The organism is Saccharopolyspora montiporae (assembly GCF_015209505.1).
Taxonomy (GTDB): domain Bacteria; phylum Actinomycetota; class Actinomycetes; order Mycobacteriales; family Pseudonocardiaceae; genus Saccharopolyspora; species Saccharopolyspora montiporae.
Window position 1 is genome coordinate 33646 of record NZ_JADEYC010000003.1, and the last position, 20401, is coordinate 54046.

General features: G+C 71.0%; 18 protein-coding genes. 11 read left to right on the forward strand and 7 right to left on the reverse strand.

All coding sequences use genetic code 11. The features are described from left to right. The first annotated feature begins 83 nt into the window (after positions 1 to 83). Complete coding sequence (locus tag IQ251_RS01820; protein ID WP_193926636.1) at positions 84 to 1577, forward strand: leucyl aminopeptidase; 1494 nt, start codon at positions 84 to 86, stop codon at positions 1575 to 1577. A gap of 94 nt (positions 1578 to 1671) precedes the next feature. Next, the gene (locus tag IQ251_RS01825; protein WP_193926637.1) at positions 1672 to 2190 is read left to right on the forward strand and encodes an OsmC family protein; all 519 of its coding nucleotides are present in this window, start codon (positions 1672 to 1674) and stop codon (positions 2188 to 2190) included. Between the two features lie 27 nt (positions 2191 to 2217). Here IQ251_RS01825 and IQ251_RS01830 read toward each other — a convergent pair whose 3' ends face one another. After that, positions 2218 to 2577, reverse strand: coding sequence for an oxidoreductase (locus IQ251_RS01830; RefSeq protein ID WP_193926638.1), 360 nt, complete (start codon positions 2575 to 2577; stop codon positions 2218 to 2220). A 252-nt stretch (positions 2578 to 2829) separates the two neighbouring features. On the opposite strand from IQ251_RS01830, the gene lpdA reads away from it, so the two are divergent. The 4 genes from lpdA (at position 2830) to lipB (ending at position 7820) form a co-directional block, all read left to right on the forward strand. Further along, positions 2830 to 4200: a dihydrolipoyl dehydrogenase gene (gene lpdA, locus IQ251_RS01835; RefSeq protein WP_193926639.1), complete on the forward strand. Its 1371-nt coding sequence runs from the start codon at positions 2830 to 2832 to the stop codon at positions 4198 to 4200. A 56-nt stretch (positions 4201 to 4256) separates the two neighbouring features. Then, entirely contained in the window at positions 4257 to 6041 is a 1785-nt protein-coding gene (sucB, locus tag IQ251_RS01840) for a 2-oxoglutarate dehydrogenase, E2 component, dihydrolipoamide succinyltransferase (protein ID WP_193926640.1), read from the forward strand. Positions 6042 to 6157: 116 nt separating this feature from the next. After that, the gene (locus IQ251_RS01845; RefSeq protein WP_193926641.1) at positions 6158 to 7045 is read left to right on the forward strand and encodes a TIGR01777 family oxidoreductase; all 888 of its coding nucleotides are present in this window, start codon (positions 6158 to 6160) and stop codon (positions 7043 to 7045) included. A gap of 28 nt (positions 7046 to 7073) precedes the next feature. Then, positions 7074 to 7820 carry a lipoyl(octanoyl) transferase LipB gene (gene lipB / locus IQ251_RS01850; protein ID WP_193926642.1) on the forward strand — a complete coding sequence of 249 codons (747 nt, stop codon included), beginning with the start codon at positions 7074 to 7076 and terminating at the stop codon, positions 7818 to 7820. 62 nt (positions 7821 to 7882) lie between these two features. Here lipB and IQ251_RS01855 read toward each other — a convergent pair whose 3' ends face one another. Beyond that, positions 7883 to 8827: an LLM class F420-dependent oxidoreductase gene (locus tag IQ251_RS01855; protein WP_193926643.1), complete on the reverse strand. Its 945-nt coding sequence runs from the start codon at positions 8825 to 8827 to the stop codon at positions 7883 to 7885. A 62-nt stretch (positions 8828 to 8889) separates the two neighbouring features. Further along, the gene (locus IQ251_RS01860) at positions 8890 to 9489 is read right to left on the reverse strand and encodes a TetR/AcrR family transcriptional regulator (RefSeq protein WP_193926644.1); all 600 of its coding nucleotides are present in this window, start codon (positions 9487 to 9489) and stop codon (positions 8890 to 8892) included. A 114-nt stretch (positions 9490 to 9603) separates the two neighbouring features. Here IQ251_RS01860 and IQ251_RS01865 point away from each other — a divergent pair, with 114 nt between their 5' ends. The 4 genes from IQ251_RS01865 to IQ251_RS01880 all read left to right on the forward strand — a co-directional run bounded on the left by IQ251_RS01865 (position 9604) and on the right by IQ251_RS01880 (position 13023). Continuing rightward, positions 9604 to 10101 carry a hypothetical protein gene (locus tag IQ251_RS01865; RefSeq protein WP_193926645.1) on the forward strand — a complete coding sequence of 166 codons (498 nt, stop codon included), beginning with the start codon at positions 9604 to 9606 and terminating at the stop codon, positions 10099 to 10101. A gap of 52 nt (positions 10102 to 10153) precedes the next feature. After that, positions 10154 to 11092 (forward strand): oxidoreductase, encoded by a 939-nt coding sequence (locus IQ251_RS01870; RefSeq protein WP_193926646.1) that lies wholly within the window; start codon positions 10154 to 10156, stop codon positions 11090 to 11092. Between the two features lie 74 nt (positions 11093 to 11166). Then, entirely contained in the window at positions 11167 to 12168 is a 1002-nt protein-coding gene (gene lipA, locus IQ251_RS01875; protein WP_193926647.1) for a lipoyl synthase, read from the forward strand. A 126-nt stretch (positions 12169 to 12294) separates the two neighbouring features. Further along, positions 12295 to 13023: a DUF4191 domain-containing protein gene (locus tag IQ251_RS01880; protein WP_193926648.1), complete on the forward strand. Its 729-nt coding sequence runs from the start codon at positions 12295 to 12297 to the stop codon at positions 13021 to 13023. Between the two features lie 135 nt (positions 13024 to 13158). On the opposite strand, the gene IQ251_RS19570 is transcribed toward IQ251_RS01880, so the two are convergent. Beyond that, complete coding sequence (locus IQ251_RS19570) at positions 13159 to 13629, reverse strand: RDD family protein (RefSeq protein WP_370591143.1); 471 nt, start codon at positions 13627 to 13629, stop codon at positions 13159 to 13161. Between the two features lie 199 nt (positions 13630 to 13828). Between IQ251_RS19570 and glnA the strand changes: the two genes are divergently transcribed. Further along, the gene (gene glnA / locus IQ251_RS01890; RefSeq protein ID WP_193926650.1) at positions 13829 to 15253 is read left to right on the forward strand and encodes a type I glutamate--ammonia ligase; all 1425 of its coding nucleotides are present in this window, start codon (positions 13829 to 13831) and stop codon (positions 15251 to 15253) included. Between the two features lie 114 nt (positions 15254 to 15367). Here the strand turns inward: glnA and IQ251_RS01895 are convergent, their stop codons facing one another. From IQ251_RS01895 to IQ251_RS01905, 3 genes are all read right to left on the reverse strand, one after another. Then, positions 15368 to 16255, reverse strand: a complete 888-nt coding sequence (locus IQ251_RS01895) for an SMP-30/gluconolactonase/LRE family protein (RefSeq protein ID WP_370591144.1) — start codon at positions 16253 to 16255, stop codon at positions 15368 to 15370. Positions 16256 to 16412: 157 nt separating this feature from the next. Further along, a complete protein-coding gene (locus IQ251_RS01900; protein WP_193926651.1) occupies positions 16413 to 19454 on the reverse strand; it encodes a bifunctional [glutamine synthetase] adenylyltransferase/[glutamine synthetase]-adenylyl-L-tyrosine phosphorylase in 3042 nt (1013 codons plus the stop codon). Between the two features lie 54 nt (positions 19455 to 19508). Further along, positions 19509 to 20273, reverse strand: a complete 765-nt coding sequence (locus IQ251_RS01905; protein WP_193926652.1) for a type 1 glutamine amidotransferase — start codon at positions 20271 to 20273, stop codon at positions 19509 to 19511. Between the last annotated feature and the right edge of the window lie 128 nt (positions 20274 to 20401).

Genomic DNA, 20401 nt, shown 5'->3' on the forward strand with positions numbered 1-20401 from the left:
CGGCTCGGGCCGGGCGTTCTAGAGTGCGGGCAGCAGCGCACGTCCACGCGCGAGCACCGTTGCGAAACCGGAGGATGACGCCCGTGACGACCCCGAAACTCGCCCTCACCGACACCGCGCCCGCCAAGCTGGCGGTGGACGCCCTGGTCATCGGCACGGTCCAGGGTGCCGATGGCCTGGAACTCGGTCCCGGCGCCGAGCAGGTCGCGTCCGCGTTCGACGGTGATCTGCGCCAGGTGCTGAGCTCGTTGGGCGCGAACGGCAAGGCCGACGAGGTCATCAAGCTCCCCGCCGGCGGCAAGCTCAAGGCCGCGCTGCTGGTGGCCACCGGGCTGGGCAAGCCCGCGGCGGACGGGTCGGTCAGCGCCGAGTCGGTGCGCCGGGCCTCGGGGGCCGCGGCTCGCGCGCTCACCGATGTCGAGCACGCCGCCAGCACGCTGGCCGCCGCCGATCTGGCCGCGGCCGTGCAGGGAACGGTGCTCGGCTCCTACTCGTTCGCGGAATACCGCTCCAAGCCGGGTTCCGCGGCGGTCACCGCCGTCGACTTCGCGGTCGCCGACACCAAGGATTCCGCGGCCGCCTCCGCGCTCAAGGGCGGCACGGCCATCGGCGAGGCGGTCAACACCGCGCGCGACCTGATCAACACCCCGCCGAACGACCTGTTCCCCGCGTCCTTCGCCGACCGCGCGAGCGAACTGGCCCGCGCGGCCGGGTTGGACGTCGAGGTGCTGGACGAGCAGGCGCTGCGCAAGCACGGTTACGGCGGGATCCTCGGCGTCGGCGAGGGCTCATCGCGCCCGCCGCGCCTGGTGCGCATCCGGCACAAGGGCCCCAAGTCGGCGAAGAAGGTCGCGCTGATCGGCAAGGGCATCACCTTCGACACCGGCGGCATCTCGCTGAAGCCGGGTGCGGGCATGGACGAGATGACCTCGGACATGTCCGGCGCGGCGGGCGTGGTGGCCACCATGGTGCTGGCCGCCAAGCTCAACTACCCGCTGGACGTCACCGCGACGGTGCCGATGGCCGAGAACATGCCCTCGGGCACCGCCTACCGGCCGGGCGACGTGCTGCGCATGTACGGCGGCAAGACCGTCGAGGTGCTCAACACCGACGCGGAGGGACGGCTGGTGCTGGCCGACGCCATCACCCGCGCCATCGAGGACGAACCGGACTACCTGGTGGAGACCTCCACGCTCACCGGCGCCCAGGTCGTCGCGTTGGGCAAGCGCACCCCCGGTGTCATGGGCAGCGACGAGTTCCGCGACCGGGTCGCCCAGCTCTCCCGCAACGCCGGCGAGGGTGCGTGGCCGATGCCGCTGCCGGAGGAGCTGCGCGGCGAACTGGACTCCAAGCTCGCCGATCTGGCCAACGTGACCGGGAACCGGTGGGGCGGGATGCTCGCGGCCGGGATCTTCCTGCGCGAGTTCGTCGGCGAGTCGACCGCGTGGGCGCACATCGACATCGCCGGGCCCGCGTACAACTCGGGGTCGCCGTGGGGCTACACGCCCAAGGGCGGGACCGGGGTCCCGGTGCGCACCATGGCCGCGGTGCTGGCCGACATCGCCGAGCACGGCTGAACCGGTTCCGCGTCGCACCCGGCGCTCCGGGTGTGACGCGGAACGCGCCGGAAAGGCTCATTCGAACGGGTCGGCACGGTGCCAGGATGGGGCGATGAGCGACTCGACTCCGGCGGCCGAGCCCGCTGCACACGACTCCCCCACCGGCCGGCACGACTACGACGTGGACGTGGTCTGGACCGGCAACACCGGCCAGGGCACCGCCACCTACCGCAGCTACGGGCGCACGCACGAGGTGCGGGCCGCGGGCAAGGACGTCATCGGCGCCTCGGCCGATCCGGTCTTCCTCGGCGAGGCCGACCGGTACAACCCGGAGGAGCTGTTGGTCGCGTCGCTGTCCCAGTGCCACATGCTGTGGTTCCTGCACCTGGCCGCCGAGGGCGGTGTGGTGATCACCGGCTACCACGACCAGGCCCGCGGGGTGCTCACCGAGAACCCGGATGGCACCGGGCAGTTCGAAGAAGTGCTGCTGGCCCCGGAGGTCACCGTCGCGGACCGCGCCAACCTGGAGGTCGCCGAAGCGCTGCACGAGCGCGCGGCCGAGCTGTGCTACATCGCCAAGTCGGTGACCTTCCCGGTCACCTGCACCCCGCGCACCCGCATCGCCAACTGACCAGCGGCCGTTCCGCGGAGTCCCGCGTCAGCCGGACGACCGGTCGTCGAGATCGCGCTCGCGCGAGCGCTTGCGCATGATGCGCTGGCGAGCCTGGTAGTCGCGCATCCGCTGCGGGTAGCCGACCTTGGCGACCTCATAGCAGGGGATCCCGATCTTGCGGGTGAACTTGAAAGCGGCTTCCGGCCCGTCCACCCGCCTGCGGGTCCACTCGCCGTCGTGCGCGATGAGCACCAGAGTGGTCTCGGTGACGTTCGTGCGCGGTTCCAGGAAACCCTCGACACCCCTGCGCTGCTGCGCCCACCCGGTCAGGTGATCGACATCGGCGGAGTCGGCCGAGCGCACCCCGCTCGCCCGCCGCCTGCGGAGCCGATCGAACAGGCCCACCGGTCATCGCCTCCTGCCCTCGCGTCCGCTGAACGTCCTCCTCGGCGATAATGCCATTTCGGGCACGCCGAGGTCCCGTGCCGACGATCACGAACCGCCCGGAATCCGGGTGCGCCCGCCCTTGGTGCAGCACACATCACCAGGCCCACATCGCGTCCGCACATCGCGTGGTGACAAGATGGTCTGCGGGCGCCCGTGACCAGTTGGTCCGGTCGTCATCAGCTGGACAACATTGCCTTCGAGGAGTGTGAAGTGACCGACACGTCCGCCGATCTGGTCATCCTCGGCGGCGGTTCGGGCGGCTATGCCTGCGCCTTCCGCGCGGCCGAGCTGGGCCTTTCCGTCGTCCTCATCGAAAAGGACAAGCTCGGTGGGACCTGTCTGCACCGAGGGTGCATTCCCACCAAGGCTCTCCTGCACGCCGCGGAAGTCGCCGACTCCGCTCGCGAAGGCGACCAGTTCGGGGTGAAGTCCTCCCTCGAAGGCATCGACATGGCCGGTGTGAACTCCTACAAGGACGGGATCGTCGGCAACCTCTACAAGGGCCTGCAGGGCCTGGCCAAGGCGCACAAGGTGACCATGGTCGAGGGCTCGGGGTCACTGGTCGACGCCAACACCGTCGAGGTCGACGGCACCCGCTACACCGGCAAGAACGTGCTGCTGGCCACCGGTTCCTACTCCAAGAGCCTGCCGGGCCTGGAGCTGGGCGGCCGGGTCATCACCAGCGAGCAGGCGCTGAACCTGGACCACGTCCCGGACAAGGTCGTGGTGCTCGGCGGCGGGGTGATCGGGGTCGAGTTCGCCAGCGTGTGGCGCTCGTTCGGCGCCGAGGTGACCATCGTCGAGGCCCTACCGCACCTGGTGCCCAACGAGGACGAGTTCGCCTCCAAGCGCCTGGAGCGCTCCTTCCGCAAGCGCGGCATCACGTTCAAGACCGGCGTGAAGTTCACCGGTGTCGAGCAGTCCGAGTCCGGCGTCTCGGTCAGCCTGGAGAACGGCGAGCAGCACGACGCCGACCTGCTGCTGGTCGCCGTCGGCCGCGGCCCGAACACCGCGGGGTACGGCTACGAAGAGGCCGGCGTGCAGCTCGACCGCGGTTTCGTGCGCACCGACGAGCGCCTGCGCACCGGTGTGCCCGGCGTGTACGCGGTCGGTGACATCGTGCCCGGTCTGCAGCTGGCTCACCGCGGCTTCCAGCAGGGCATCTTCGTGGCCGAGGAGATCGCGGGGCTCAACCCGCAGGTCATCGACGAGTCGGGCATCCCGCGCGTGACCTACAGCCACCCGGAGGTCGCCTCGGTCGGGCTGACCGAGTCCGCTGCCAAGGAGCAGTACGGCTCGGTGCAGACCTTCACCTACGACCTGGCCGGCAACGGCAAGAGCCAGATCCTGAAGACCTCCGGCGCGGTGAAGCTGGTCCGCGCCGAAGACGGCCCGGTGGTGGGCCTGCACCTGATCGGCGATCGCGTCGGCGAGCTCATCGGCGAGGCGCAGCTGATCTACAACTGGGAAGCACTGCCCGAGGACGTGGCTCCGCTGGTGCACGCACACCCGACCCAGACCGAAGCGCTGGGTGAGGCGCACCTCGCCCTCGCCGGCAAGCCGCTGCACGTGCACGGCTGACGTCGGCGCCCAGTCAGCCAGCACCCCGCCACACCCCCACGAGGAGTCAGCAACCGATGGCCTTCTCCGTTCAGATGCCGGCACTCGGCGAGAGCGTCACCGAAGGAACGATCACGCGGTGGCTCAAGCAGGTCGGCGACACCGTCGAGGTCGACGAACCCCTGCTCGAAGTCTCCACCGACAAGGTCGACACCGAGATCCCGTCCCCGGCTGCGGGCGTTCTGCAGCAGATCGTGGCGCAGGAGGACGACACCGTCGAGATCGGTGCCGAGCTCGCGACGATCGGCGACAGCGCGGCCGGCTCCGCCCCGGCCGCCGAGGAGCAGCCCGCCCAGGAACAGCCCGCCCAGGAACAGCCCGCTGCCGCGGAGCAGCCCGCTGCCGAGCCGGCCCCGCAGCAGTCCGCTCCGGAACCGGCGGCCGCGCCGTCCGGCGGTGCCGCGCAGGGCTCGGACGTGCACATGCCGGCGCTCGGCGAGAGCGTCACCGAAGGCACCGTCACCCGGTGGCTCAAGCAGGTCGGCGACACCGTCGCAGTCGACGAACCCCTGCTCGAAGTCTCCCCCGACAAGGTCGACACCGAGATCCCGTCCCCGGTCGCCGGCACGCTGCTGGAGGTCACGGCCGGTGAGGACGACACGGTGGAGGTCGGCGGCAAGCTGGGCGTGATCGGCGAGCAGGGTGCCGCCCAGGCCCAGCCGCAGCAGCCCGAGCCGCAGCCCGAACCCGCCCAGCAGCCCGAACCGGCTGCGCAGGCACCCGCGCAACCTGCGCAGGAAGCCCCTGCCCAGCAGCAGGAACCCGCCCAGGAAGCCCCTGCCCAACCCGCGCAGGCCCCGGCCCAGCCGGCCCAGCCGGCGCAGCCCGCGCAGCAGCCGGTGGCCGAGGAGCAGACCGCGGGCGGCGCCCCGTACGTCACGCCGCTGGTGCGCAAGCTGGCCAACGAGCACGGCATCGACCTGACGAAGGTCCAGGGCAGCGGGGTCGGCGGCCGGATCCGCAAGCAGGACGTGCAAGCGGCCATCGACGCCGGTCAGACCACTCCGGCCGCCTCCGCACCGGCCGCGGCCGGTGCTCCTGCGGCTGCGGCGCCGGAGCCCTCCGAGGAGGCCCAGGCGCTGCGCGGCACCACGCAGAAGATGTCCCGGCTACGCCAGCTGCTGGCCCGCCGCATGGTCGAGTCGTTGCAGACGGCCGCGCAGCTCACCACGGTCATCGAGGTCGACGTGACCCGGATCGCCCGGCTCCGCGACCGCGCGAAGGGCGGGTTCGAGGCAGCCGAGGGCGTCAAGCTGTCCTTCCTGCCGTTCTTCGCCAAGGCCGCGTCCGAGGCGCTCAAGCTGCACCCGAAGCTCAACGCCTCGGTCGACGAGGAGAGCAAGGAGATCACCTACCACGGTGCCGAGCACCTCTCGATCGCGGTGGACACCGACCGCGGCCTGGTCTCGCCGGTCATCCACGACGCCGGGGACCTCAACCTCGGCGGGCTGGCCCGCAAGATCGACGATCTCGCCGAGCGCACCCGGACGAACAAGATCAAGCCGGACGAGCTCTCCGGCGGCACCTTCACCATCACCAACACGGGCAGCCGCGGCGCGCTGTTCGACACCCCGATCCTGAACCCGCCGCAGGTGGGCATGCTGGGCACCGGTGTCGTGGCCAAGCGGCCGGTCGTCGTCGCCGACGAGAACGGCGGCGACACCATCGCGATCCGGTCGATGGTGTACCTGGCGCTGTCCTACGACCACAGGCTGGTCGACGGTGCCGACGCGGCCCGCTTCCTGAGCACGCTCAAGCAGCGGCTGGAAGAGGGCGCGTTCGAGGCCGACCTCGGCCTCTGAGCCGACGAGCAGCCCGACCGGCGGGGCCGTCCGACCGCATCGCGGTGGACGGCCCCGCCGTCTTTTTCGCGGTGAACGCCTCGCACTCGTCCGGCCGGTGCGGCACGATCTGGGCCATGCGCGTCGTCGTCGCCGGCTCCTCCGGGTTGATCGGCACCAGCCTCGTCCCGGTCCTGCGACAAGCCCGGCACGACGTGGTTCGCCTCGTGCGCGGCCGGCCGGAGGCCCCGGACGAGCGCGGCTGGGATCCCGAGCGGGGTGTGCTGGATGAGGACGCGCTGGAGGGCGCGGACGCGGTGGTCAACCTCTGCGGCGCCGGGATCGCGGACAAGCGCTGGAGCGCGGAACGCAAGCAGCTGCTGCTGCGCTCGCGCGTGCACCCGACGCGGGTGCTGGCCGAGGCGGCCGCCAAGCGCGGAGTCCCGGTGCTGGTCAACGGCTCGGCGGTCGGCTACTACGGCGACAGCGGCCCGCAACCGGTCACCGAGGCCGCCGCGCCCGGTACGGACTTCCTCGCCGACCTGTGCGTGCAGTGGGAGTCGGCGACCGCTCCGGCCGGCGAAGCCGGGGTCCGCGTCGCCCACCTGCGCACCGGTCTCGTGCTGTCCCCGTCCGGCGGGATGCTGGGGCGGTTGCGCCCCCTGTTCTCCGCGGCGCTGGGCGGCAGGCTCGGCGACGGAACGCAGTTCATGCCGTGGATCTCGCTGGATGATCACGTCGCCGCGGTGCGCTTCCTGCTGGAGAACCCGGACTTGTCCGGACCGGTGAACCTGACCGGACCGGCGCCGGTGACGAACGCGGAGTTCACCCGCGCGCTGGCCGAGGTGCTCGGCCGTCCCGCGCCGTGGGTGGTGCCCGCGTTCGCCATCCGGGCGGCTCTCGGCGAGATGTCGGTGATGCTGCTGGGCGGTCAGCGGGCGCTGCCGACGGTGCTGGAGGCGGGCGGGTTCACCTTCCAGCACCCGTCGGTGGGTGCTGCGTTGGCAGCAGCCGCGGGCCGCTGAGCGGAGAGCTCGGCGTAATCTGTCCTCCGTGAGCCCCGCCGACAACCCCTGCCGCGCCTGGACCGAGCCGGTCGAGGTACGCGAGCTCGGGACCATCGAGTACCTGGAAGCCTGGGAGCTGCAGCGCGAGGTCGCGACCGCGCGCAGCGAGGACCGCGGACCGGACACCCTGCTGCTGCTCGAACACCCGTCGGTGTACACGGCGGGCAAGCGCACCGAGCCGGAGGACCGCCCGCAGGACGGCACGCCCGTCGTCGACGTCGACCGCGGTGGGAAGATCACCTGGCACGGCCCGGGCCAGATCGTGGCCTACCCGATCATCGGCCTGACCGACCCGATCGATGTCGTGGACTACGTCCGCAGGCTGGAGCAGGCGCTGATCGCGGTCTGCGACAGGTACGGCCTGGCGGCCGGGCGCGTCGAGGGGCGTAGCGGGGTGTGGCTGCCCGCGGAATCCGGCAAGCCGGAACGCAAGATCGGTGCGATCGGCATCCGGGTGCAACGCGGCGTGACGATGCACGGCCTGGAACTCAACTGCAACGCCGATCTGGGCGAGTTCGACCGGATCGTGCCGTGCGGGATCCGGGACGTCGGCACGACCTCGCTGACCGCGGAGACCGGGCGCGATGTGCCGGTGGCCGAGGTGCTGCCGCTGGTGCGCGATGCCGTGCTGGCCGCGTTCAGCGGCGAGCTCCCGGTCACCGAGCGGGACATCCCGCGGGCCGAGCCGAGCGCCGCGGGCGTGACCCTGGCGCTGGACCCGGACCTGCGCTGACTCCTGCGCCGCGTGCGGAACCCGGGCAGGGGGCAGGCACCGGCCCGCCCCTGCCCGTCGGATCACAGCTGCGGCGCGACCTCCGAGGCCACCAGCTCCACGTGGTCGAGATCGGCGAGGTCCAGCACCTGCAGGTACAGCCGGGTGATCCCGGTGCGCTCACGCCAGGTTCCGATCTTGTCCACGATCTCGGCCGGCGTTCCGGCGAGGCCGTTGCTGCGCAGCTCGTCCACGTCGCGGCCGATCGCCCCGGCCCGTCGGGTGATCTCCGCCTCGTCACGCCCGGCGCAGAGCACCAGCGCCGCGGAGCGCACGATCTCGGCCGGGTCGCGGCCGATCTCCGAGCACGCGGCCGAGACCCGCCCGTACTGCTCGACAGCGCTGTCGATGTCCACGAACGGCAGGTTGAACTCGTCGGCGTAGCGCGCGGCCAGCCGCGGGGTGCGCTTCTTGCCCGCGCCGCCGATGAGCACCGGCGGCCGCGGCTGCTGGACGGGCTTGGGTAGCGCGGGCGAATCGGTCAGCACGTAGTGCTCGCCCGCGTAATCGAACGTCCCGCCGGGCGGGGTCTCCCACAGACCGGTGATGATGTCCAGCTGCTCGGCGTAGCGGTCGAACCGCTCCTTCAGCGAGGGGAACGGGATGCCGTAGGCGGCGTGCTCCTGCTCGTACCAACCGCTGCCCAGACCGAGCTCGACCCGGCCGCCGGACATCTGGTCGACCTGCGCGACCGAGATCGCCAGCGGACCCGGCAGCCGGAACGTCCCGGCGCTCATCAGCGTGCCGAGCCGGACCCGGCTGGTCTCGCGGGCCAGCCCGGCCAGCGTGAGCCAGGCGTCGGTCGGCCCGGGCTCACCGGTGACCGAGCCCATCTTGAGGTAGTGGTCCGATCGGAAGAACGCGTCGTAGCCGGCGTCCTCGGTCGTCCTGGCCATCCGCAGCAGGTCGTCGTAGGTGCCGCCCTGCTGGGGTTCGGTGAAGATCCGCAGCTTGAAGTTCTCGTCCACGCCCGCCGAGGCTAATCTCGCCCGGCGGCGCAGGCCGAAGCGGCCGCGCGACCGATCGGGTGTCAGCGGCGGCGCAGGCCGTCGAGCACGTGCTCGATGCACTCGCCGATCTCGGCGCGGGACCGCTGCGGCTCGGCCGATCCCGCGATCGCGGTGGCTCCCGCCGACAGCGCGCCGAACACGACACGCGCGAGGGCGTCGACGGGCAGCGGTTCGATCTCCCCGGACTCGACCAGCCCGGCGACCGCACCGCGCACGACGCCGAACGCGTACGCCTCCTCGGCATCGCGCCACCGCTGGGTGCCCATCACGGCGGGCCCGTCCTGCACGACGATGCGCTGGTAGGACGGCTCCAGACAGACCTCCATGAACGCGCGTAGTCCGGCGCGGGCCACGTCCCAGGCGCTGCCCGGTCCGGAGACCACCGCGTCCAGCCGGCCCATGAGATCGGCCTCCACCGCGTCGAACGCGGCCTCGAACACGGCCTGCTTGCCGCCGAAGTGGTGGTAGAGCGCGCCCTTGGTGACCCGGGAGCGCCGAGCTATCTCGTCCAGCGACGTGTTCGCGTAGCCGTGCTCGGTGAACAGCTCCACCGCCGATTCCACCAGGGCCTGCCTGGTGCTTTCCGAATACTCCACGCGCCGGGACCGGACTGTAGCCATGCTCACAAGCCTAAGTCATACCGTCGGTACGCATCCGTGCTACCTTGATCATGGGACATACTCCCGGTATGGCGCACACGGCGGGGACGGCCCCGTCCGACCTGGGGAGCGCACATGAGCTGGACCGACCATTACCAGCGGCAGGCAGCCATCCGAACGGTTCTCGACGACGCGCACCGCGACCCGGCCTCCGCGTTGACCACCGTCCCGACCCCGTTCACCGACCGCGCGCAACTGCTACGCGCACTGCACTACAAGTGGAGCCAGGTGCTCACCGGCCACCTCGAAGCGGCCGTGGCCGACAGCGCGAGCACCGAAGACGGGCACGTGCAGGCGGTGACCGCCGCGCACCAGCGCGCCGCGGCGACCTGCCCGGCGCTGCGCGCGCTGCTGGACCACCACCGGGACGACCCGGCGCTGCGCGAGTGCCTGCAGCGGGAGCAACAGCTGCTCGCGCTGACCGCGGGCCTTGCCGAGCCGGACGAACCCACCCCGGAGATCACCCGGGTCGGCTCCGCGCTGCAGCAGCTGCTGCGCTCCGGCCGACCGGAACCCGAACGACCGCGCACGCGCCCGTTCGGCCAGCTGCGCAAGCTGATCCCCAGCCGCTGAACGGGGGGAATCGGCGCCCGCACCGGTTTACCGGCTAGTAAGTTGGTCGGGGATGACTAGCTGGAGCACCTCCGACATCCCCGACCAGACCGGCCGCGCAGTGCTGATCACCGGCGCGAACTCCGGCCTGGGCAAATACACCGCCCGCATCCTGGCCGAACGCGGCGCCCGGGTGCTGCTCGCCTGCCGGGACACCGCCCGCGGCGAGCAGGCCCGGGACGAGGTCGCCGACGTCGCGCCGATCCGCCCGGAGCTGGTCGAGCTCGACCTGGCGGACCTGAAATCGGTGCGCCGCGCAGCAGCCGACGTCCGGGAACGCACCGGCGACGCGCTCGACGTACTGATCAACAACGCCGGCGTGATGTTCGTGCCGCACCGCAGCACCGCCGACGGCTTCGAGCTGCAGACCGGCACCAACCACCTGGGCCACGCGGCGCTGACCTGGTTGCTGATGCCCGCGCTGACCACCCGCCCGGCCGCGCGCGTGGTCACCGTGTCCAGCATCGCGCACCGCGGGCACGGGCTGGACGCCGAGGACCTCGATTTCAAGCGCCGCACCTACAACCCGATGCGCGCCTACAGCCAGTCCAAGCTGGCCAACCTGCTGTTCGCGCAACAGCTGCAGCGCGCCGCCGACGCCGCCGGGGCCGACCTGCGCAGCATCGCCGCGCACCCGGGCATGACCAGCACCAACCTGACCGCCAACTCGTCGAAGATGCTGGGCCTTCCCCGCGCGGTCGATGCGGTGGTGGCGCTGGGCACCCGGGCGGTGACCCAGCCGGTCGAGCAGGGCGCGCTGCCGCAGCTGTTCGCCGCCACCGCCCCCGGCGCGCGCGGCGGGGACTACATCGGCCCGAGCGGGTTTCGCGAGATCCACGGCGCACCGAAGCGGGCCTCGATGATCCCGGCGGCCCGCGACGAACAGCTCGCGCGGCGCCTGTGGGAAGTCACCGCGGAGAAGACCGGGGTGGACCCGGCGCCTCAGGCCTGACCGCGCCTCGGGCCACCGCAGGTGAGCGTCCGCACGTTTCGGTGCGGTGGCCCCGAGGGCGTAGCCTGGGGCGCGTGAGTGTCGCGCCGGAGGGGCGGAAGATGCTGCGGCTCGAAGTCCGCAACAGCCAGACCCCGATCGAGAAGAAGCCTTCCTGGATCCGAACGCGTGCCCGGATGGGCCCCGAGTACACCGAGCTCAAGAGCCTGGTGAAGCGGGAGGGCCTGAACACCGTCTGCGAGGAAGCCGGTTGTCCCAACATCTTCGAATGCTGGGAGGACCGGGAGGCCACGTTCCTCATCGGCGGTGACCAGTGCACCCGCCGCTGCGACTTCTGCCAGATCGACACCGGCAAACCCGCCGCCCTCGACGTCGAGGAACCGCGCAAGGTCGCCGAGTCGGTGCAGGCCATGGGTCTGCGCTACTCCACGGTGACCGGTGTGGCCCGCGATGACCTCGACGACGGCGGTGCGTGGCTGTACGCGGAGACCGTCCGGCAGATCCACGGGCTCAACCCCGGCACCGGCGTCGAGCTGCTCATCCCGGACTTCAACGCGGACCGGGACCAGCTCGCCGAGGTGTTCAGCTCCCGGCCCGAGGTCCTCGCGCACAACCTGGAGACGGTACCCAGCGTGTTCAAGCGGATGCGCCCCGCGTTCCGCTACGACCGCTCGCTGGAGGTGCTGACCCTGGCTCGGGAAGCCGGCCTGGTCACCAAGTCCAACCTGATCCTGGGGATGGGCGAGACCCCGGACGAGGTGCGACCCGCGCTGCAGGACCTGCACGACGCCGGGTGCGACATCATCACCATCACCCAGTACCTGCGGCCCAGCGCCCGGCACCACCCGGTGGACCGCTGGGTCAAGCCGGAGGAATTCGTCGAGCACACCAAGGCCGCCGAGGAGATCGGCTTCCCCGGTGTGATGGCCGGCCCGCTCGTGCGCTCCAGCTACCGCGCCGGACGGCTCTTCGCCAAGGCGACGGTGCACCGCGGGATGCCGCTGCCGGAGAACCTGGCGCACCTCGCGCAGGCCGGTAGCGCGGCCCAGGAAGCCAGCAACCTGCTGCAGCGCTGACCTCCCCGCCACTGCCGACCCGACCGGCGGGTCGGCAGCGGCCGGCGGGAGGCGGAGCTCACGGCTCAATCACGGCACCGGTACCGCGCCTGCACGCGGCGACGGGACGGCCGTATCCTGAGGGTTATGGCCAAGCAGGACAAGGCAGCCAAGAAAGCGGCGGCCAAGCAGCGGCGGCAGGCGTTCGGGGCTCGCATCAAGCAGATCTTCGACGCGTTCAAGATGCAGCGCCGGGAGGACCGGCTGCTGCTCCCGTTGATGCTCGGAGTGTTCCTCGGCGTCACCGCCGTGGCGTTCCTGCTGGGCATGATCTGGGGGTTGCACTGGGTCTTCCTCCCGGTGGGCCTGGCGCTGGGCGTGCTCGGCGCCGTGATCGTCTTCGGCAGGCGGGTGCAGAGCACCGTCTACCGCAAAGCCGAGGGCCAGCCCGGGGCCGCCGGGTGGGCGCTGGACAACATGCGCGGCCGCTGGGTGCTCAGCCAGGCCGTCGCGGGGACCGCGCAGCTCGACGCCGTGCACCGCCTACTGGGTCGGCCCGGTGTCGTCCTCGTCGGCGAAGGCGCTCCGCACCGGGTGAAGTCGCTCATGGCCCAGGAGAAGAAGCGGATCGCGCGCCTGGTCGGCGACACCCCGATCTACGAGATCATGGTGGGCAACGAGGAAGACCAGGTTCCGCTGGGCAAGCTGCAGTCCAAGGTCACCCGACTGCCGCGCAACATCAGCGCCGCCCAGGTCAACCAGCTGGAGAACCGGCTCTCGGCCCTGGCCAACCGCGGCAACGCCATGCCCAAGGGACCGGTTCCGCAGGGCGCCAAGACGCGCAACGTGCAGCGGGCGATGCGCCGGGCCAAGTGAACCGCGGGGAAACGACGTGGACGGCGGGGGTCCGGATCATTCCGGGCCCCCGCTGCCGTGCTTCCACCGCGATCCCGTCTCCGCAGCGGCGGGTGATAGCCGCGCACGAGCCCGTGCGCGGCACAGCCCGCGGGATCAGCGGTTGAGGACGAGGGTTCCGGTGAGCCGGTCGTGCCAGGAGCGCCCGTCGAGGTTCCACACCACCGCGGGGATCACCAGGAAGGACAGCAGGCAGCGCACGATCGCGCGCCAGGGACCGACGAATGTGGCGCCGTCCACGCGCGCCACCCAGATCCGCAGCAGCATCATCCCCGGCGTGGCCCCGGCCAGGCTGACCGGCACCACGGTGATCACGAACCAGCCGATGACGCTGTAGTTGCCGGGCACGTCCGGCGCGGTGAACGCCCAGGTCACAAGCCCGGCGAGCAGGATGTCGACCAGGAACGCCAGCGCGCGGCGACCGGTCGGCGCCGCCGAACCGGACCCGGAGGCCGGCAAGCCGAGCCCCTCCCCGCGCCACTGCGGCCGCTCGTCGTCCGCGTGCTCCCGCGCATCGTTCAACGCCGCTTTCGGGCCGTCCAGCCACGAACCGATGACTCTTCGCACGTCACCCAGGGTACGTGCCGCCGTCGGGGGATCACGGTCGGCCGTGCCGCACAAGCAGCACCACCCGATCAGGGGCCATTTAACGCCGGTGAAACATCGGGGTGAACTCGGAGCAATACCGGTGTCATAGCGTGATGTTCCGAGCCGGCGGGATGGTGTGGTGCCGGTGAGCTGGACGAGTGCTGAAGGAGCCACCAGGTTGTTCAAGAATCCAGACGAGGTCCTGCGCTTCATCTCCGACGAGGGAGTGAAGTTCGTCGATGTCCGGTTCTGCGACCTGCCGGGCGTCATGCAGCACTTCACGATCCCCGCGAGCGCGTTCGACGCCGACACGTTCACCGACGGCCTGGCCTTCGACGGCTCCTCGGTGCGCGGCTTCCAGTCGATCCACGAGTCCGACATGCTGCTGCTGCCGGACCCGTACACGGCGCGGCTCGACCCGTTCCGGATCGAGAAGACGCTCATCCTGAACTTCTTCGTGCACGACCCGTTCACCCTGGAGCCCTACAGCCGGGACCCGCGCAACATCGCGCGCAAGGCCGAGCAGTACCTCCGCGAATCGGGCATCGCCGACCTCTGTTTCTTCGGCGCCGAGGCCGAGTTCTACCTGTTCGACTCGGTCCGCTTCGGCGAGGGCCCGAACCGGTCGTTCGCCGAGGTCGACTCCGTCGAGGGCTGGTGGAACACCGAGCGCGAGGAAGAGGGCGGCAACCGCGGTTACAAGACGCGGATGAAGGGCGGCTACTTCCCGGTCCCGCCCTACGACCACTTCGCCGACCTGCGCGACAAGATCTCCACGCAGCTGATGGCCTCCGGCTTCACCCTGGAGCGGGCGCACCACGAGGTCGGTACCGGCGGCCAGGCCGAGATCAACTACAAGTTCAACACGCTGTTGCACGCTGCTGACGACCTGCAGCTGTTCAAGTACATCGTGAAGAACACGGCCTGGGAGCACGGCAAGACCGCTACGTTCATGCCCAAGCCGCTGTTCGGCGACAACGGTTCCGGGATGCACGCCCACCAGTCGCTGTGGAAGGACGGCAACCCGCTGTTCTACGACGAGGCCGGGTACGCGGGCCTGTCGGACACCGCGCGGCACTACATCGGCGGCATCCTGCACCACGCGCCGAGCCTGCTGGCGTTCACCAACCCGACGGTGAACTCCTACCACCGCCTGGTCCCGGGCTACGAGGCTCCGGTGAACCTGGTGTACTCGCAGCGCAACCGCTCGGCCTGCATGCGCATCCCGATCACCGGTGCGAACCCGAAGGCCAAGCGCATCGAGTTCCGCTGCCCGGACCCGTCCGGCAACCCGTACCTCGGTTTCGCCGCGATGCTCATGGCGGGCCTGGACGGCGTGAAGAACAAGATCGAGCCGGCCGAGCCGATCGACAAGGACCTCTACGAGCTTCCGCCGGAAGAGGCCAAGAACGTCCCGCAGGTGCCGGACAGCCTGGCCAAGGTCATCGACAACCTGGAAGCCGACCACGACTTCCTCACCGAGGGCGGCGTGTTCACCCCGGACCTCATCGAGACCTACATCAACTTCAAGCGGGAGAACGAGATCGACCCGATCCGCGTGCGCCCGCACCCGCACGAGTTCGCGCTGTACTTCGACGTGTGATCGCAGGACACGTCCGCAACGGGGCCGGTGACCACGGGGTCGCCGGCCCCGTTGCCGTGCGCACCCCGGCACCGCCGAGTGGTATCACCGACTGGTCCGCGCGGATGCTTCCATTCAAACGCCCTGCCACGGTGCCAGTTTCGCTCCAACGGGTCCGGGCCGGAATCGCAGCAGCGCACCGGCGTAGGGATCCTGGCCGAACGCGGGCTCGTCGTAGCCGAAGCAGGCCGAGGTCACGTACATCTCCTCCAGCCGCGTACCGCCGAACGCCAGCCCGGTGACCCGCCGGGTCGGCGCCCACAGCACGGTTTCCAGCCCCCCGTCCGGCGCGTAGCGGTGGATCCGCCCGGTCCAGTGCATCGCGACCCAGACGCACCCGTCGGCGTCCACCGCCAGCCCTTCCGGAACGCCTTCGGACTCCGCGCACGACACCCACTGCCGCCCGCCCATCGCGCGGCCGCGCTCCACGTCGTAGTCGTAGATCCAGATGCTGCCCACGTCGACGAGATACATCCGGCCGCCGTCCGGGCTCCAGCCGACTCCGCCACCGGTGGTCATCCCGTCCACCAGCAACCGCGGGCGCTCGCCGTCCAGCACGTACAGCGCACTGCCGCGCGGTCGGCGGGACAAGGTCACCGTGCCGGCCACGAACCGTCCCCGCGGATCGCAGCCGCCGGCACTCATCCGGTCACCGGGGCCGTTGACCGGCACCACCGGTTCCAACGCGGCACGCCCCTGATGCACGCGGACGAACCCGTCCGCCGCCGCGGCGATGAGCTGACCGTGCCGAGTGGCACCCAGCGCGCTGATCACGCCCGGCAGCACCCGCACCTCGTCGGTCCCGGCCTCCCTGCTGTAGGTGTGCAGCTCGCGGCGCAGCACATCGACCCAGTAGACGCAGTTGAGCGCGGACATCCACAACGGGCTCGCACCGCACAGCGCTTGCCGGTGCACGAGAAGCTCGAAGTCCCCGGACATCGCCAGTCCCCTATCGCCGACCACGCGCCCACGATGCCGGGCAGGCTACGGTCCCGGTCCCGGCGCACGGGACCGCCGGTCGGGTTCCGCTGCAGCGCAGGGCGATCGAGCGAGCCGGATACGACCCGTTCGGCGCAACGCGCTGCACCGCCCGCGAACGGGCTGATCCGGGCCGGGCCGATCAGGACTCGTAGAAAACCCGCTCCACGACCGCGCGCGCTCGCCGGGTCACGCGCATGTAGTCATCGACGACCTCCCCGGTGTCCACCGAGCTCGGGTACCCGAGTGCCGCCGCGACCGCGCTGAGCTCGCGTGCCTTCGTGGGCAGCTGGTCGCCCGGCTTCCCGCGCACCAGCATGACGGCGTTGCGCACGCGCATGGCCAGCGTCCACGCCGCCACCAGCTCCTCGGCCTCGTCCTCGTCGAGCAATCCCGCACGCACCGCAGCCCGGAGACCATCCACCGTGGAGGGTGTGCGCAGCTCCGGGTACCGGTGGGCGTGCTGCAGCTGGAGGAGCTGAAGCGTCCACTCGACATCCGCGAGCCCGCCGCGACCGAGCTTGGTGTGCGTGGCCGGATCGGCACCGCGCGGCAGGCGTTCCGAATCGACGCGGGCTTTGATCCGCCGGATCTCCCGGGCTTTCGCCTCCTCCAGCCCGCCGTCCGGATAGCGCAGCCGGTCGATGCTGCGGCAGAAGCGTTCGCCGAGGTCGGGGTCACCGGCAACGGGGCGGGCGCGCAACAGCGCCTGGAACTCCCACACGTCGCCCCACCTGTCGTAGTAGGTCAGGTAGGAGTCCAGCGTGCGCACGAGCGGACCTTGCCTGCCCTCGGGACGCAGGTCGATGTCCACCTCCAGCGCCGGATCCTGGCTCGGGGCGCCCAGCAGCCTGCGCACCTGCTCCACCACCGAGGTGGCAAACCGCACGGCCGTCGCGTCGTCGGCGTCGCCGACCGGTTCGCAGACGAACAGCACGTCGGCGTCGGATCCGTAACCGAGTTCGGCGCCGCCGAGCCTGCCCATGCCGATCACCGCGATACGCGCGGGCGGCTCGTCTCCGGTGCGGTGTTGCAGAGCGCGCACCGACACGTCCAGCGCGGATTCCAGCACGGCAGCCCAGATGCTGGACAACGCGCGGAAGACCTCGACCGGCGGGACGAGCCCGAGCAGGTCACCGCAGGCGATGCGCAACAGTTCGTGCCTGCGCAGCGAACGTGCCGCTGCGGCAGCGCGTTCCGGATCGGAGTACCGGGATACGGTGGCGCGCAACGAAACCGCGGCTTCACCCGGTTCCCGCCCCGCCAGTGCCGGGGTGTCGGCCAGCAACCGCAGGACCTCGGGCGCGCGGACGAGCAGCTCCGGGACCAGTTTGGACGTGCCCAGCAGGTGCGCCAACCGTTCGACGACCACGCCCTCGTCCCGGAGCAGCCGCAGGTACCACGGGGTTTCGGCCAACGCCTCGGAAATCTTGCGGTACGCCAGGAGACCGCCGTCCGGATCGGGTGTGCCGGCCAGCAGGTCCAGCAGCATCGGCAACAGCGTGCCCTGGATGCTGGCCCGCCGGGATACCCCGGAGGTGAGCGCACCGATGTGCCGCAGCGCCCCGTCCGGCGCGCTGAAACCGAGCGCTGCCAACCGTTCCGACGCCGATGACGTGGTCAGTCGCAGCGCGTCGGTGGGCACCTTGGCCACCGAGTTCAGCAGCGGGCGATAGAACAACTTCTCGTGCAGGCGTCGAATCCGGTTGCTGTGCCTGCGGTAGTCCCCGACCAGCAGCTGCGCGGCGCTGCTGCGCCCGGTGGCGCGCACCCCGCTGGCCCGGGCCAACACGTGCAGGCTCTCCCGGTCGTCGAACTCCGGGAACAGGTGGGTACGGCGCAGCCTGCGCAGCTGCAGGCGGTGTTCGAGAGTGCGCAGGAACCGGTACGAGTCCACCAGGTCAGCGGCGTCGCTGCGGCCCACGTAGCCGCCCTCGCCCAATGCGCGCAGCGCTTCGAGCGTGGCGGGCGAGCGCAACGTCTCGTCGCCCCGCCCGTGCACCAGCTGCAGCAGCTGCACGGCGAACTCCACGTCCCGCAGCCCCCCGCGACCCAATTTGAGCTCGCGTTCGGCGAGCTCGTCCGGCACGTGGTCCTCGACCCGCCGACGCATGGAACGCACATCGGAGACGAACCCTTCGCGTTCGGAGGCCGTCCACACGAGCGGCTGCACGGCGTCCAGGTAGCGCCGACCCAGATCGGCGTCCCCGGCGACGGGGCGCGCTTTCAGCAGCGCCTGGAACTCCCAGGTCCTGGCCCACCTGCGGTAGTAGTTGAGATGTCCGTCGAGGGTGCGCACCAGCGCCCCGGCTTTACCTTCCGGGCGCAGCGCCGCGTCCACGTCGAAGAACGCCGCGCCGGCAATGCGCATCAGCGTGCTGGCGAGTTTGGTGGCGGCCTGCAGGTCGTCTTCGCCGTCGGCGACGAACACCACGTCGACATCGCTGACGTAGTTGAGCTCCCGCCCCCCGCACTTGCCCATGGCGATCACGGCCAGGCTCGGCACGGTGTCCGAACCGGATTCGCGCAGTTCGGCCGCCGCGACGGCGAGCGCCGCGCGCAACGCGGCGACGGCGGCGTCCGACAGCGCCGCGACGATCTCTTCGTAGCTGGGTTCGGGGAGCTCGGTTTCGACGACGTGCCCCATGTCGCGGCCGGCGATTTCGAGCAGCAGCGCGCGGTATTCACCGCGCAACGCGCTGATGGCGGCGTCTCCGCGCAGCGCGGGTTCCGGTCCGCCCGGTGTCCCCGGTTCTTCCCCGGTCTCCTCCGCCTGCACCGCGTTCAGCAGCGCCGCGGTGAACGCGTCCAGCGAATGCGGCCGGTGCGGTCCGCTGCGCATCCGCCGCCAGTCCTGCGCGTGCGCGACGAGGTGATCGGCGAACGCGGTGGAGGTACCGAGCACACCGAACAGCCGTCCGCGCAATCCGGGATCGGCCAGCAGTTCCGCGGCCAGTTCTGCCCAGTCAGCGCCGAGGACGTCGTGGAACCGGTCCAGGGAGTGCAGCGCCAGGTCGGGATCGGGGCTGCGGGACAAGGCGTTGAGGACCGGTTCGGCTCCTTGCGGTCCGTGGTCGGACCACCAGCCCGCGCGACGCAGCTGAGCCTCGGCCCGCTCGACGTCGCTGAACCCGTAGCGCGCCGGGGACGGTACCGATCCCGTGCGGGACGCACTGTTCACCATGTCCGAACCGTAGTCTCCCTACCGCCGTGCGCAGAACGGACCCGGCCGGGGCGATCAGTCGTCCGCGAGCGGCAGCATCCGGTTCGGATTGCGCCGCCCCGGCGGTGTCGCCGCCACCCGCGCGAACCGCTGCACGAACGGGCGCCAGGTTTCGTCGAGGTCGGCGTGGAACTCGTCGAGGTGCGCCGGGTCGAGCTGCCCGGTCCGGATCGTGCTGATGGCCTCGTCGGCGTCGAGCTGATCGGCCCAGGTGCGCACCATGTCCGGCGTGGTCTCGATGTGGAATTGCAGGCCGTAGGCCCGCGCACCGACGCGGAACGCTTGGTTCTCGCACTTCGGCGATGCGGCGAGCTGCTGGGCGGATGGCGGCAGCTGGGTGACCTCGTCATCGTGGAACTGCAGAACGTCCGGGAGCAACGGCAATGGACCGAACAGCGGATCCTCGGCCGCGGCATCGCGTTTCGCCACGAGCAACGTCCCGCGCTCCGGCCCGCCGGCAGCGGCGCGCACCTGACCACCGGTGGCCACGGCGAGCAAGTGGGCTCCCAACCCGATCGCCAACACGAGTTCCTCGCGGGCTACGGCCGAGCTCAACAGCCCCCGCACCGCGGACAGCCACGAGTGGTGGAGATCATCGTAAGCACCCGCCTCGCCACCGAGGACGACGAGCGCATCGTGCTGGTCCAGCGAAGCAGGCACTGCGCCGCCAGCTACGTGGACGACATCGAGCTCGACCCCCTCGTCGCGCAACCAGGCGCCGAGCCGGGCAGGCGGGTCGAGGTCGGAGAGCTGAACGCAGAGAACCCGTGCTCCATCCATACCGCGACACTACGTCGCACAGGACGCGCAGATCACCCTCGGTGCCACATCAAGCACGCTCGACCACCACAACCCGACCCCAACCCAGGGTTCGGGCATAAAAAAAGTGGGGGCCCCACAAAGGGACC